A 13,755-nucleotide genomic window follows, 5' to 3' on the forward strand; every position below is an offset into this window, starting at 1 on the left:
CATATGGTACGGCCTCTTCTGGCGTATGATTCATGCTCCGTTCCTCCTAATCCTAAACTGCATTTATTATAACATATCCCTTCAGTTGAATTTACAATATGAGGTTAGCGATTAAAATTCACATCTCTATTATTCTACAGATCAGCTTCTACGCATGATTAGCAATATGCTCACCGACTAACCTTCCCGATAACGAAACGATCGGTGTGCCACCGCCTGGGTGCGTGGTTCCCCCTACATACCAGAGACCCTTAACATCGCTTGAACGGTTGCTTGGTCTGAAGAAGGTCTGTTCTACCGAGTTCGAGGAAATCCCATAGATCGCACCCTTGTGCGCCAGTGTGTCCTCTGCGATATTTTGTGGTGTATAATGCTGGAGCACAGCTCCCTGATCCAAACCTGTAATTCCATGGCCCTCAAGCACCGAGAGTACTCTTTTACCATAGGAAGCAGTCTCTGTCCGCCAATCACAGGCCTCATTCATATAAGGTGCATTAGCCAAAATAAACAGATTACTGCCTCCCTCAGGAGCCATACCTGACTCTGAATATCCAGAATGGCACACATAAACAGCTGGCTGCTTGGCAGGGATTTTGCGTTCAAAAATATCTATGAATTCTGTCTCATACTGCTCAGGGAAAAATACCGTGTGATGTAATAAAGCTTCATATTTACGGGGAACGCCTGCAAGTGTTACATAACCCGATAAGGAGGGCTCATAAGCAGCAATTTTGCGATCACTCATGGAAGGACGGCTGTTCTCCTCGACAAGCATACGGTTAACACTGAGCACATCGCCTCCGGCAATGACCGTCTTTGCTGAATAGAAGCCATGTGTTGTATCCACACCTTTGGCTACTCCATTTACCACGGAAATATTCGTAACCTCAATCCCATTCATGATGCGAACGCCTAAGCCTTCTGCCAGTGCAGTAAGACCTTCGACCAGCTTGTAAGTTCCGCCCCGCACACCATAAACTCCTTCTACACTTTCCACATATCCAAGCATGGCGAAAATAGCTGGTGAACGAAACGGGGAAGATCCGACGTAGGTAGCATAACGACCTAACATTGCTAAGGTATGAGGATGGCTAAAGTATTTCAGCAGCAATGATTGCAGACTTAAAAAAGGCCTTACCCGAAGCAAATCCCGTAAGAGAGGAAGTGACATTTTATCTCGCCAAGACAATAGCAATTTATTTAGGAACTGCTTTTCACTTAGATGGTAGAGCACAGCAGCTTCAGCCATAAAATCATCATAACGAAGCGCATCACTTGAACTGTATTTGGAAATCTGAGCCTTCATAAACGCTTGGTCGCGCGAGAAATCCACTATAGTCCCATCAGCAAAAATATTGCGTGTACGTGGCTCCAGCTCATAAATTTCAACATAATCCTCCATGGAGGCACCAGCAAGCTCATAAAGTGAGCGGAATACACGAGGCATTGTTATCGTGCTCGGGCCTCTGTCAAAGGTATAGCCTTCAATCTGAATCCGCTGCAGCTTACCACCAGGGTTCTGTTGGCGTTCCAGCACCGTCACATCCCAGCCTTTTGAGGCTAAGGTTACAGCACAGGACAGTCCACCGAATCCCGCACCGATGATTACTGCCTTTGATTTCATAAGTAACGTCTTCCTTTCCATTCATAGCCTTGACCCGAACGACTGCCCCACCAAGAACTAATTGCAATGACTGCCAAGCAGAGGATACTTACAGAAATCAGCAAGCATAACCATACTGATTGTCTGGCAGACGCATCACTAATCCGCTTAATAGCAATGCCTAACAGACTAGCCGACAACGCCCATGATGCCTCAGCAGCCTGACCTGTCACACTGAAGAAAATAAACGCCGCTAAAGGAAATACATATAACAACGTATACAAACTTAACATTCCCAGTAGAATAACAGAGCGGCGACCCAATCCAGCATAAATATTTTTACGGTAGCCATTCCATACCTCGCTGGCATTATGATACATTCTCATTTCTGCATAGTCCGTAATATCGGCGAGTGTAACCTGATCTCCAGCCTTCTTGACTGCACGGGCTAAGGCCATATCATCTACGAGATCAGATCGAATCGCCGCATGTCCACCACAGCGTATATAACTATTCCTGTGAACTAGCATGAATCCTCCATGCGCTGCTACGAATCGTGGATCGCGGGATGTGCGGACAAGGAGTATTGGCAAATGACAAATGATCGTGAAGGTCATTAAAGGTACCACAAGCTTTTCTAGCCAAGTACCTGTTTGCTGATAAGCAAATCCCGTGATGAGACCCTCTTCTTGAGCATCAGCCATGGCAAGAGCGTTCTCCAAAGCTTCAGGCTTCAGCCGAATATCTGCATCAAGATACAGCAGCCACTCACCAGAGGCTGCCTTCATTAACTGATTGCAGGCATAAGACTTGCCTAACCAGCCAATTGGCAACTCTCTTCCGGCCATAACCTTAACACGCTCATCTCCTGTAGCTCTGGCAATCCTGCCTGTTTCGTCACTTGATCGATCATCCAGAACAATAATTTCCAAGTCCCAACCCGTAATTCTGCAGGCCAACACGGAAGCAAGGCAATCTCCTATATTGTCAGCCTCGTCACGGGCCGGTATTAGTACAGACACACATCGATTACATTCTTCCGTAGAAGAAATCTTACTCCCCTTAGTGATATGTTTCGACTTCGATATTCCAAGCTTCGGTAGCTGGGCTGTATTCCACAGTGCAAACAAATATTGAAGAAGGAGGCATCCAATAATGATCTGCAGAAAGACAATCATCCTCTACCCCGCAGTCGCACAACATCAAACCATTCATTAATAGATCTGCCTTGCTTCATGAGTGGAGTAAAGGTCCCCTGAATATAACCCCCGTTATTAACCATCATCAAACGGTGATGATCCAATTGCTCTCTAAGCACGTCCTGCAGCTCCTTTGTGATACAGTTGCGATCCATAGCAGGCCACGGATGAGATATAGCATTGCCCGCCAACAACGTCGCCTCCGGTTTGGAATGCCGGAACAAGCCATGATAAAGCGTGACAGGTACAACAAGTGCTTCTGGACATAATCGAAGTACTAGCCCTACCCCTGCCTGCAACTTTAATGGACGGTGCTCCAGCGGCCGAATTTCCCCTTCTGGATATATCCATATATTCCCTCGTTTATGTAGTAACCTAGCCGTATAACGGAGCGAAGCACTGATATCACTGGTGTTATGCCGATTAATGGAATAGGCACCGAGCTTGCGAAAGAAAGCGTATTTCCGCAGCTGCTCTTCCTCCATCATGAAAAAGTGCTCTCCACTAGTCATGGTTCTGGCTGCGTGGTAAGCCAGTAATCCATCCCACCAAGAACTATGATTCATAATATATAGAATAGGTCTGTCTCCCGCAGATTTTGGCTGCAATTGTCCAGCGACCCCAACATAACGGAAATGTCTCTGAATCAAATAAAGCCGATTGTAATGATAGAACAGCTTATCAAACCCTTTGTGTTTGACGGCTTCCAACATAACGCAAGCTCCCTTCAGCAAGTAACGCCCCTAGCACAGCAATAACTCCACAGAGCAGCAAGCCTTCACACAGACCAATGGTTCCAAATAAAACTAATATCGCTTGATATAAACGGGTCCCGTTACGAGCAGACAAACTAGTACTTTTAACATTAATTAGCGTTAGGGATAAGATAATCCCTACGATGAACCATCCGACGAAATTGCTCCAAGGCACACCATAGAATCCTCCACTGCTACCCCAATGCCAGAAGCCTCTAGCATGAGCAACGGGGTCCAATACGAGGTCCAGCAGTACAGTCCAAAACCCAATCTGAAGTGCTTTTGCCAGCCGTAATTGTAATCCCCTAAGTCCGAAATCGTAACTAATTAAAGTAGCATTGTATATCACGGCAATCCAAGCAAAGCCTAAGGTAATAGGCACCCCATATAGCAGCGGACCTAAAATATCAGAGTAATCATAAGTACCAAACAGCTTTCCAGAATGAACGCCAATCCACTCAACGATCATACCTAAGGTCCAGATAAGAATAGCCGAGACCCATATAGTAGGCTTGCACTTTCTTATGACTGACTGGTCAGACATTATTGGCTGCTTCAACCCCTTGTAAATTAAATCTGCAGCATAAGCAGCATAAAAAATAAGAAATAGACCATTCGAAAATTGTAAACTTTCAGGAATTCCAAGCCATATTAACAACAGTGCTCCAATAAAATACCATATCCAGAATAGTATTCGGATCATTTAGTACACCGCCGTTCTGCCCTTGCCTCCCAAACTTGGGGCATAACGCATAGCGGTACGATGGAACATCCGAAGCTTAGCCTCATCACTCACATAGGCACGCCTGCGAAATACATCGTAATTGCCTGCGGCTACATCATCGAGAATACCTGCATAAAAGGCGGCGGCCAATTCTACTGCCATCCCACTCTCCGGGGGATAAGTATCCACATTATTAAGCCCCTTCTCAAACCACAGCAGTGCCTCTCTTCTAAGATCCTGCAATACAGCTACAAAACACTCATTAACCACTCCGTCTTCCAGCTCTTGCTGGCTGTACCCGTTCTTTCTCATGATTTCCAAAGGTATATACCTTCTTCCACGCTCTAGATCTTCACCCACATCACGGATAATATTTACGATCTGCATACCAATACCAAGAGCGATCCCTGCTTCCTGCGCTTCATCGCCTCTGTCCTCTCTCAATACAGGGAGCAGCATCTCTCCTACGGTACCTGCTACGAGATAACAATAAGATAGAAGCTCTTCCAGCGTCTCATAATGAGTGAAGGAAAGATCGCTTACCTGCCCTTCCATTTGTAGCAGAAACGGCTGTTTATCCAAATGAGGAAAATGATGTAGCAACCAACGTAGTGCAGGCCAGATGAAATGCCCCTCTGCTTGCTCTAAGTTTCGGAAATGATTTCGGAGCTCATGAATCGTATAAGGTGATTTCTCCGGCTCATCTACACTGTCGTCTATTAGGCGGCAAAAGGCATAGATTACATGCACCGCCTCTCGTCGCGGACTAGGCAAGCCATCAAATGCCCTGTAAAACGAAGAAGAACCCTTTCTGATCATTTCCTCACATTTCTGTAATACTTGTTCATTCATGTATGTTCATCTCCTTCATCAGTTCATGAACTGCCAATTTAGCGCCCTGCATAACAATAGGAACGCCGCCGCCAGGATGCACAGATGCACCAGCAGCATATAAACCTTCAATATTATAGGGCTTAGACTGAGGTCGAAACACACCGGATTGTGACAGCACGGGTGCGATCCCAAAGCTTCCACCGCCGAACAAACCTTCCTTGGCAGCATCAGCCGGTGTACGAATTTTTCGCCAGACAGTATGAGCAGCAAGCCCAGGAAAACCACGCTCTTCGGCGTCTGCCAGGACTTGTGAAGCCAAGGGCTCTGCAGCCGTATTCCAATCTATCTCTTCACCGGCAGGTACTGGGACGAGAAAATAAAGTACACTTTCTCCTTCAGGAGCCGCCGTATCATCGAGCATCACTGGATTGAACACATAATAGGAAGGTTTATCAGGGATGCTCTTGCGATCAAATAAATCACGCAAGCTCTTATTCAAGGAATCAGGAAGAAAAAACTGGTGTGTCAGCGACTCCTCCCATTGCTTGGATACTCCTACATAGATGAGCAGACAACCTGATGAAGGCATGAAATCTTTACGGTACTCTCTCTCTTTAACTTCAGGTAAAAGATTGGACAAGTGTGGAAAATCACCGTTATAGAGCACAGCATCGTAAGCTATCTCTTGTCCACGAACAACAACTCCGTGGCATCTGCCACCATCCACCAGCAGTGACTCTACTTCCGTACCTGTGTGCATGCACACTCCGCGTCTTTCTAGCTCTCGTGCAATGATTCGAGGCAGCTCCCCATATCCTCCCTTCAACATCCAGACTCCAAAGGCATGCTCTGCATAAGGAAGCATTGTATAAAGACCCGGAGTGCGGAAAGGCGCTCCACCAATGTATAGACTCTGTAGTGAGAAGGCATCCTTCAACTCATCACTGCGAAAATACTGCCCAACTGCGGCCCTAAGATTCTTATAGGCGCGTAAACGAACCATTAGCCTCAAATTCTTTACGCTGAAGAAATCCCTGCGAGTCTTGAAGCCCCGTTCCAGAAAAGAAGCTTTCCCTAAGGGATACAGACCCGACATCTCTTTCATAAATCTAATGAATCCTTGCCCTTCACCGGGAAAACACCTCTCGATCTCAGCTGCCTGCGCCTCTATTCCATTCACTTTGGTCAAGGTACGTCCACTCTTAAAATGAACACGGTAGAGAGGATCGCACCGTAGCAACTCCAGACTCTCCGGTGGTAGGCCGCCCTCTTCCAGAATGCTCAGCAGCATCTCCGGTAGTAGTACAATTGTTGGTCCTTGATCGATCCGGTAACGGCCATTCTCTTCAAAAGCCACACGTCCACCAACCCGAGGTGCACGTTCATACATCGTAACCTCCTGCCCACGCTTGCTTAGCAGAAGTGCTGCTGTAAGACCGCCTATGCCGCTGCCCACAATAGCAACCCGACTCATAATGAAGCTCCCGTTCCGGCGAATCCTGTGGCTACGACCTTAGATCTAGCTGCACGGTCTTGCTCCTTCAGCAGAGCCACACTAATTTTCGCCGATTCAAATATCGTCGGAAGACCACTTCCGGGATGAGTTCCTCCGCCAACCAACCAAATTCCCTTCACCTCTTCAAAGGTGTTATGAGGCCGCATATACATCATCTGCCCGAGATTATGAGCCAAATTAAACGTTGCACCGTTATATACATCCAGCTTGTTCCGCCAATCCAGTGGCGAGAAGAACAAACTCTCCTCTATTCTCTGAGGCAAATTCTCTAGACCTGGAATACGCTGCAGACGCTCCATCATATCTTGCTTGACCAGTTCACCCTCCTGCTTCCAATTAATATCAGCCGTCAGGTTGGGCACTGGCATCAGCACGTAAAGAGAAGATTTGCCTGCTGGGGCCAACGTGGGATCTAGCACCGAGGGATTATGAACGTATATCGATGCGTCCGCGGAAAGCTTGCCAAGCCGTGTGAGCTCATCTACATTGAGCCGATAATCGTCAGCGAAATGAACGGAGTGATGAGCCAATTCAACAGCTCCGTCTACTCCCAAATAGAGCATGGCTGTAGAACAGGAGTACCGCTTACGCGATATTTTATCTGGTGAATAACGCTTTAGAATACCAGGCTCGAATAACTGTGTCATAGCTGAACCGAAATCAGCTCCCAGCACCACATAATCGGCCTCTACTTTCTCTCCATTCTCCAGCAATAAACCACACGCCTGCCCGTTCTGTACCAAAACTCGCTTTACTCCGCAAGAAGTATGTACAATTCCACTGTACTCCGAAATAATCTTTGCCATTGCCGTTAGCACACGGTTAATTCCACCAATGGGATGATACAGTCCATATCGGTGCTCCATAAAAGAAAGAATGGTAAAGGTACCCGGACATTCCCACGGCGACATCCCCAAATATTTAGCCTGAAATGCAAAAGCAAACCTCAGACGTTCATCATCAAAATATTTGGAAAGTCTGTTATATACAGTGTCGGTTGCATGCAGTTTGGGCAGTGCATGTAGGACATCCTTTTTGACATAGTCCCCTACAGATTGAAAAGGCCGTTGCAGCAGCGGAATTACCCGGTCCAGCTTATCTTGTTCCTCAGCCATGAATCGTTTATATCCAATACCGTTTCCGGGGAACAACTTCTCTATCTCTTCAGCAGTCCGCTCTTGATCCGTAGAAGGGGTAATACGGTCTCTCCAAAATGAAGCGAATAAAGCGGGTCAAGCTCTTTCAAATTCACATAATCTTTCAGGGATCGACCAGCGGAGGCAAATAACTCTTCCAGCAAATGCGGCATCATTAAAAATGTAGCTCCACGATCAAATTGGTAATCACCTAGACGAAGTTCACCTGAACGACCTCCAACAACCTCCTGCTTCTCATAAACTGCGACATCATAGCCGTCAGCAGCTAGGAGCATAGCAGCAGCAAGCCCTCCCGGACCTCCTCCAACCACCGCAACCCTAGCTGTGTTTCTTCTGCTCATACGTTCCCTCCTTCACAGCATTATATGTTAATTAAACATTATACAAAAATCATACAAACACTATACAAATATCATACAGTGTTTATACAGCTATGTAAATAACTCTGTAGGATCCCTCCTTTTTCAATAAAAAAAGAGCCTGCCATATCACCCGAAAGTGATAGTACAGACTCCTATTTATATATCTGTTTTCTTGATCAGAGGGATTTCTTGATCTTCATACTTGTAAACACATGATCAAACCACGCTTGCCAGTGTTCCGCAGGTTCTGTCATCACATAATCCGCTTTAGATAAAGAAGGGTCTCTTTCATAGCCCTTGCCACCCACGAGGAATTTAGCCCCTGGACATACCTTTCTTAGCCGCTCTATAAGCTCCTCACTAAAGGGTATCAAATCTTTATCCGTAATCGACAGACAAATCAAGCCTACCCGGCTTTGTTGTTCCAGCATCGAGATGATCCCTTCCTCAGGCGTGTTAGCTCCTAAGTAGATAACCTCCATTCCGTTTTTGCGCAAAAACAAGGCGAATAACAACAGCCCGACTTGATGATGCTCTCCTGCAGGGCAGAAAGCCAGCACCTTCGGCAAATGGGAGTAAACGGGGAATACGTGGAATATTTGATAGAACCGGTTGGAGATCATATGCGTGGTGTAATGTTCTTGCGCTACCGTTGCTATGCCAGCTTCCCAGGCATCGCCTACTTGTATCAAGATTGGCACAAGTACCTGATGGAACATTGCTTCATAACCATAAAGAGATAAACCAAAATCAATTAAGGCATTAGCTCGCTCTCCCTGAAAGTCATGTAGTGCATTGTATATTTGTTCTTTCATTTTCTCAAAAGCATCCTGAGTATTTCCGCTTGCGACTGAAAGCGTATCATCCAGTTGTTTTTCTTTACGAGCCTTCAGCATTCGAACAGCATGCGATATGCTTACCCCTTGCTGCTCGGTCTGTTCCTTCAGCCAGCGCAGATCCTCGACATTCTCATGGCTATACAGCCTGTACCCGGATTCGGTTCGTTCAGGGGTAACCGCCTGATACCGGTTCTCCCAAGCTCTGAGAGTCACAGAAGGAATATCCAGCATTTCAACAACCTGTTTGATGGAATACATGATAGAACTCACTCTCTTTCCTTATTGCAACTGCCCAAATTAGCAATCCTAAACATTATACAAATCTTTCACACTCATTATACATAAGCCTATGTGTTATGTCATTAAACGTTAATGATAAGGAGACTGCTTCATTTCTACCCACTAGGTGTTAATAGGTTGGTACACGCCGGAGCATAATAATTATAAAGGAAGTGCTCTGCAATACTTTCAGGAGGAACTTCCGATGAGATCAGATCGTGAACAACCCGTTCAGCCCCAAGCGATACAAGATAGAACCCATGCTTTTGCTCCAAAGAAACGCACCTCTTCACGACGCCGCAAACGAGTGATATGGACTTGCATCATTCTAATTCTCTGGTTAATCGGCGTAATGATATATCAGACACATAAACCTCTTCCCGCAGGGATTTCCTATGAAAGTCCCCTATACAAAGTGAATAATGTATCCTTCTGGCATGATCTAACTTATCCAGACGGGACGGACACAGGTAAGCAGGAGAGTGAAATTCTTCCGAGAATTCTACAGATCGTCGAGGAGTCAAGGGAGTTCTTAGTCATTGACCTGTTTCTGTTCAATGATTATACCCATAAGGATCAGTCATTTCCTCCAGTCAGTCGAATGCTGACTGATAAGTTAATCTCACAAAAGCAAACCTATCCAGAAATGGAGATTGTCTTCATCACCGATGAGGTCAATACTAACTACAACTCAGCGCCCAATCATCTTCTAGAAGAAATGAAGGCCGTAGGGATTCGAGTCATCATGACCGATGTTAATGCGCTGCGAGATTCTACACCTGCATATTCAGCCTTCTGGCGCACCTTCATCCAATGGTTCGGACAATCCGGTAAAGGCTTTATCCCTAATCTTATGGCCAGTGGTGGACCGGATATTACCGCTCGATCTTATCTGAAGTTGCTCAATGTAAAAGCGAACCATCGTAAAGTGATTGTTAGTGAGAACACCGCACTAATTTCCTCTGGAAATGTTCACGATGCCAGCGCCTACCACTCCAATATTGCTCTGGAGGTACAGGGTCCAATTATTGCTGATATTCTCCAGACCGAGCAGGCAGCAGCCAATCTTTCAGATGCAGGTCCATTGCTACTTCATAAGCCCAATTTCACCCAAGAAAAAAACCTACCATCAGCGAAAGCTCTAGAAGTTCGCTATTTAACTGAAGGAAAGGTATACAAATATGCGCTGCAAGGCATTAGGTCCGCCCGGGAGGGGGATACCGTATGGATGGGAATGTTCTATCTTGCTGACGATGCCATTCTGGATGCGTTGGTTGAGGCTACATCACGCGGCGCTAAGGTAAACCTAATCCTGGATCCAAATCAGAACGCCTTCGGGCGTGATAAAATCGGGATCCCCAACCGTCCGGTTGCCATGGATCTGAACAAACGCACGAACGGTGAAATTTCTATTCGTTGGTACAATACAACCAAAGAGCAATATCATCCGAAGCTGCTCTTTATTGCCAAACAAACCGAGAGCTCCATCGTTCTTGGCGGTTCTACCAATTTCACCACACGCAATCTAGATGACTACAATCTGGAGAATGATCTGTGGATTTCTATGAAGCGGGATCAGCCGCTGTTCACAGAAATGGAAGCCTACTTCAATCGATTGTGGAATAACGAGGGGCATGCATTCACTTTGCCTTTTGAAGCCTATCAGAGCGATGTGACCTGGTTCAAGTACATCCTGTTCCGGCTGCAGACTAACCTGGGCTTTACTACCTTTTAAGCGAAAAAAATAAAAAAACCACCGTTGAGAAGGCAACACTCTCTGCGGTGGTTTAGCTTGTAATGAAGTTATAGCAGGGGGGACATTAATCTGGCGGCAGATTCCAGTATACGTACCACCATGCGTTTATTCATAAAGGTCTCATGCACAATCTGAGTGGTAGACAGTAAATCCCGTTCAAAATCAGCAACGATTCGTGTAACACTCTCTGTCTGAAGCAGTAATGCGTTAACCTCAAAGTTAAGATGGAAGCTCCGCATGTCCATATTTGCCGTACCAATAGTCGCTATTTCACCATCCACGATTAAAAGCTTAGAGTGTATAAAGCCCTTTTCGTATTCATAAATCTTCACTCCAGCCTCCAGCAATGCCGGGAAATAGGAGTGCGAAGCCAGAAACGGAATCCATTTATCCGGCTTAGCAGGGAATAACAAGCGAACATCTAGACCGGATATGGCTGCTACACGGATCGCAGTTAGGATATCCTCGTCCGGAATGAAATAAGGGCTGGCAATCCATACTGATTTCTCAGCAGAAGTGATCATGGAGAAGAATATATTTTTGAGTGCACGGCGTTCATTGTCCGGTCCACTCGCAATAATCTGTACTGCTCCGTCCCCTGTCATGAAGTGTAGCTGTGGTGTGAGATAATCCTGCTCCAGTATTTTTTCACCTGTAGTATGCATCCAATCTTGCAAGAAAATGATTTGCATCGTCCGTACCGCTTCGCCTCTAATCAACATATGGGTGTCGCGCCAGAATCCATAAGTTTTGCTGCGGCTTAAGTATTCATCCCCCACATTGAGTCCACCCATGAACCCGACATCGCCATCGATGACGACAATTTTTCGGTGATTCCGGTAATTCACCCGGCTAGAGAAAAAGGAGGTGGAATTACCATATGAAGCCACCTGTACCCCAGCATCAACCATCTCTTTCAAAAAGGCTCTGGAAAGCTGAAAGCTACCTACTGCATCATACATGAATCGAACTGACACACCCGCGCGTGCCTTCGCGATCAAAATCTGTTGAATACGCGTTCCAATATGATCCGCACGGAAGATGTAATACTCCATATGTATATGGTGTTTAGCTTGTCGCAACTCTAACAGTAATGTCCCAAACGTCTCTTCACCATTGGTGAGTATACGCGTCTCTGAAGCAAAGGAAATCGGAGTGCGCGCTAAGGTCTTGGATAATAGCAGTAGTTTTTGGCGAGAGGGATCAAAGACCGACCAATCTTGATGCGTGCGTAAGGCGTCATTCTCAATCCGCTCATAGGCCATAAGATCTCGTTGTGCTTTTTTATCATATTTACGGCGTTTAAACACGTTCTGTCCGAATAAAAAATAGAAGACTAGACCTAGCACCGGGATCAACGCAAGCAACAGAATCCAAGACATTGTCGTAGAAGGATTACGGTTCTCCATAAAAATAGCCAAACTAATCGAAATGACGGTCAGTGTGGAGAAAATACTAATAATCGTTCCAGCAGTACTCCCAAAAATACCAAAACCAAAATAATAAAATGCTATGAAAGCCCCAATAATAATTATAGATTGAAGTCCTCTTCTCATATTGTACCTACCTTCTTATTCATACAAGCAACACCAAAATGACACATTTATATATTACATGAAGAACCTATATCTTCCTAGACAATTACTGTGTAAAAATCTATTTACAACAAAACTGTAACCCTTCTGATCTGAAATTTGTAATGACAGGATGGATCGAATATAATTATTTTGACCGATTAGTCAATTATAGAACTGGGTAGTCAGAAAGGAGGTTATCCCCCAATGAGCGATAAAACTGTGGACAAGCAGGAACAGATTATTAAGATCGCCATGCAGTTATTCGCTGTGAAAGGCTCTTCTTCCACGTCCATGCAAGAGATCGCCGAATTATGCGGAATTTCGAAGGGAAGCTTGTATCTAGTATTCAAATCCAAAGAAGAACTGGAACGCAGTATTTTTCTCTACTGTTACCGAATGATTCGTGATCCCTTATTACGTGAAGAACAAGAAACCCAAAGAACACCGCGTGAAAAGCTTAGGAATCAAATAGAAATTCTACTGAGCCATGTATACGAATTACGGGAGTTCTTACAGCGTCAAATTCAGGAAGTTGCCGGAAAAGGATTTGATACTGAAGTACCGGAATGGCTACGTAGAAACAATGCTTCCTTCTTGCGCTGGTTTCAGGTGAAGATGGAGACCCTTTATGGAAAAGACATCGTTCCCTATACCGGAGATTTATGTATTGTAGGTCATGGACTAATCAAGTCATATATTGCGGTTATTTTTCGTCAGGATACCCATTTGTCCCTTGCCGTTATGGCTGATCATCTAATGAATCTACTAGATATTATTGTAGCTGGTCTTCTTACAAGTAAGCAGGCGCCTCTCATCAACTCTACTATTCTAGCAAGCTGGATGGAGGAGAATGAGGAGAGTAAGCGCAAGAATCCACTTCAGATCATTAAGGACATGAAGACTGTGGTCAGTAAATTAGATAGTATAGAACCCGAAGAGTCAGCCGATTTGCTGGAATCACTCAACATTCTAGAAGGCGAAGTTCTCTTACCACACCCACGCAAAGCAATCATACAGGGGATGTTGTCCAACCTCCAATCCTGCTCAGAGCTCACTACACCATTGGAAGAATTGAGGAAGCTGGTTACCTCTTTTTCAAATCATTCATGCGTATTTCGTTAATTGCTCTATAAAGAGTTCGTGAGAGAGAAGAA

General features: G+C 45.3%; 12 protein-coding genes. 2 read left to right on the top strand and 10 right to left on the bottom strand.

Features of this window, described 5'->3' with window-relative positions; all coding sequences use genetic code 11:
* Positions 1-148: 148 nt before the first annotated feature.
* The 9 genes from ACDZ28_RS06175 to ACDZ28_RS06215 all read right to left on the bottom strand — a co-directional run bounded on the left by ACDZ28_RS06175 (position 149) and on the right by ACDZ28_RS06215 (position 9,247).
* Positions 149-1,624 (bottom strand): phytoene desaturase family protein, encoded by a 1,476-nt coding sequence (locus ACDZ28_RS06175; RefSeq protein WP_375104220.1) that lies wholly within the window; start codon positions 1,622-1,624, stop codon positions 149-151.
* A complete protein-coding gene (locus tag ACDZ28_RS06180) occupies positions 1,621-2,781 on the bottom strand; it encodes a glycosyltransferase family 2 protein (protein ID WP_042131388.1) in 1,161 nt (386 codons plus the stop codon). Before ACDZ28_RS06180 ends, ACDZ28_RS06175 begins: the two co-directional genes overlap by 4 nt.
* Positions 2,778-3,515, bottom strand: a complete 738-nt coding sequence (locus ACDZ28_RS06185; protein WP_375104221.1) for a lysophospholipid acyltransferase family protein — start codon at positions 3,513-3,515, stop codon at positions 2,778-2,780. The genes ACDZ28_RS06180 and ACDZ28_RS06185 overlap by 4 nt, the downstream gene beginning before the upstream one ends.
* Entirely contained in the window at positions 3,484-4,260 is a 777-nt protein-coding gene (locus tag ACDZ28_RS06190; RefSeq protein WP_375104222.1) for a carotenoid biosynthesis protein, read from the bottom strand. Before ACDZ28_RS06190 ends, ACDZ28_RS06185 begins: the two co-directional genes overlap by 32 nt.
* On the bottom strand, positions 4,261-5,133 hold the full coding sequence (locus ACDZ28_RS06195; RefSeq protein ID WP_042131391.1) for a phytoene/squalene synthase family protein: 873 nt from the start codon (positions 5,131-5,133) through the stop codon (positions 4,261-4,263). It lies immediately after the preceding gene.
* Positions 5,126-6,589, bottom strand: coding sequence for a phytoene desaturase family protein (locus ACDZ28_RS06200; protein WP_375104223.1), 1,464 nt, complete (start codon positions 6,587-6,589; stop codon positions 5,126-5,128). Before ACDZ28_RS06200 ends, ACDZ28_RS06195 begins: the two co-directional genes overlap by 8 nt.
* Positions 6,586-7,782, bottom strand: a complete 1,197-nt coding sequence (locus tag ACDZ28_RS06205; protein WP_375104224.1) for a phytoene desaturase family protein — start codon at positions 7,780-7,782, stop codon at positions 6,586-6,588. The genes ACDZ28_RS06200 and ACDZ28_RS06205 overlap by 4 nt, the downstream gene beginning before the upstream one ends.
* A gap of 5 nt (positions 7,783-7,787) precedes the next feature.
* The gene (locus ACDZ28_RS06210) at positions 7,788-8,129 is read right to left on the bottom strand and encodes an FAD-dependent oxidoreductase (RefSeq protein ID WP_375104225.1); all 342 of its coding nucleotides are present in this window, start codon (positions 8,127-8,129) and stop codon (positions 7,788-7,790) included.
* 197 nt (positions 8,130-8,326) lie between these two features.
* Positions 8,327-9,247 carry a cobalamin-dependent protein gene (locus ACDZ28_RS06215; protein ID WP_375104226.1) on the bottom strand — a complete coding sequence of 307 codons (921 nt, stop codon included), beginning with the start codon at positions 9,245-9,247 and terminating at the stop codon, positions 8,327-8,329.
* A 226-nt stretch (positions 9,248-9,473) separates the two neighbouring features.
* Between ACDZ28_RS06215 and ACDZ28_RS06220 the strand changes: the two genes are divergently transcribed.
* Positions 9,474-11,003, top strand: coding sequence for a phospholipase D family protein (locus tag ACDZ28_RS06220; RefSeq protein WP_375104227.1), 1,530 nt, complete (start codon positions 9,474-9,476; stop codon positions 11,001-11,003).
* Positions 11,004-11,071: 68 nt separating this feature from the next.
* On the opposite strand, the gene cls is transcribed toward ACDZ28_RS06220, so the two are convergent.
* Positions 11,072-12,580, bottom strand: a complete 1,509-nt coding sequence (gene cls / locus ACDZ28_RS06225) for a cardiolipin synthase (protein WP_076119018.1) — start codon at positions 12,578-12,580, stop codon at positions 11,072-11,074.
* A gap of 225 nt (positions 12,581-12,805) precedes the next feature.
* Here cls and ACDZ28_RS06230 point away from each other — a divergent pair, with 225 nt between their 5' ends.
* Entirely contained in the window at positions 12,806-13,723 is a 918-nt protein-coding gene (locus tag ACDZ28_RS06230; RefSeq protein WP_375104228.1) for a TetR/AcrR family transcriptional regulator, read from the top strand.
* The last annotated feature ends 32 nt before the right edge of the window (positions 13,724-13,755 follow it).

Origin of the sequence: Paenibacillus sp. RS8 (assembly GCF_041956825.1) — a bacterium.
Lineage (GTDB): Bacteria > Bacillota > Bacilli > Paenibacillales > Paenibacillaceae > Paenibacillus_AQ.

Coding starts and splice junctions, on each gene's coding strand:
- ACDZ28_RS06175 (WP_375104220.1), bottom strand. CDS start 1,624: ATGAAATCAAAGGCAGTAATCATCGGTGCGGGATTCGGTGGACTGTCC.
- ACDZ28_RS06180 (WP_042131388.1), bottom strand. CDS start 2,781: ATGATTGTCTTTCTGCAGATCATTATTGGATGCCTCCTTCTTCAATAT.
- ACDZ28_RS06185 (WP_375104221.1), bottom strand. CDS start 3,515: ATGTTGGAAGCCGTCAAACACAAAGGGTTTGATAAGCTGTTCTATCAT.
- ACDZ28_RS06190 (WP_375104222.1), bottom strand. CDS start 4,260: ATGATCCGAATACTATTCTGGATATGGTATTTTATTGGAGCACTGTTG.
- ACDZ28_RS06195 (WP_042131391.1), bottom strand. CDS start 5,133: ATGAATGAACAAGTATTACAGAAATGTGAGGAAATGATCAGAAAGGGT.
- ACDZ28_RS06200 (WP_375104223.1), bottom strand. CDS start 6,589: ATGAGTCGGGTTGCTATTGTGGGCAGCGGCATAGGCGGTCTTACAGCA.
- ACDZ28_RS06210 (WP_375104225.1), bottom strand. CDS start 8,129: ATGAGCAGAAGAAACACAGCTAGGGTTGCGGTGGTTGGAGGAGGTCCG.
- ACDZ28_RS06215 (WP_375104226.1), bottom strand. CDS start 9,247: ATGTATTCCATCAAACAGGTTGTTGAAATGCTGGATATTCCTTCTGTG.
- ACDZ28_RS06220 (WP_375104227.1), top strand. CDS start 9,474: ATGAGATCAGATCGTGAACAACCCGTTCAGCCCCAAGCGATACAAGAT.
- cls (WP_076119018.1), bottom strand. CDS start 12,580: ATGAGAAGAGGACTTCAATCTATAATTATTATTGGGGCTTTCATAGCA.
- ACDZ28_RS06230 (WP_375104228.1), top strand. CDS start 12,806: ATGAGCGATAAAACTGTGGACAAGCAGGAACAGATTATTAAGATCGCC.